Source organism: Bacillus sp. LR--39, assembly GCF_053613335.1.
Map to the genome: position 1 here is coordinate 1 of NZ_JBSIOT010001533.1, position 529 is coordinate 529.

General features: G+C 44.4%; 1 pseudogene. It reads right to left on the reverse strand.

Going from position 1 to position 529, the window contains the following annotated elements:
• Positions 1 to 529: pseudogene (kimA, locus tag ACWHAR_RS31625) on the reverse strand (potassium transporter KimA); the annotation flags it as partial.

Consider the following 529-nt stretch of genomic DNA (forward strand, 5'->3'; position numbering starts at 1 on the left):
AAGCTCTTCCCAGCGTTTTTCGAATTTCTTTTCCTGTTCTCTGTCAAATGACACGTGAACGGCGATCACCTGATCGGACAGTGATTTCGCATAGTGAATCGATTTTTGCACAACGGTGGTGACACCGGCCACAGGCACAATCACAACGGTGCCTTTGATTTCTTCCGGCTCTTTGTCTACGATGCGAAGCTGTTCGCCGACAGCGGTGTAGTGATTTTTAATCGCAAAAAACAACAGAACGACGATAGGCATAAAGATTAACACAGGCCATACAACATTAAACTTTGTCACAAACAGAATGGATAGAACCATAAACGATATCAGAGCGCCGCAGGAGTTGATCAGCATTTTTCCGATCCAGCCTTTTGGTTTTTGCTTGATCCATTTAACGCACATGCCGGTTTGCGAAAGCGTAAATGGAATAAATACGCCGACAGCATATAACGGAATTAAGTGCTCTGTCTGTCCCCCGAATAACAGGATGAGCACAATGGAAGCAACGCCTAAAAAGATAATCCCATTTGAGAAG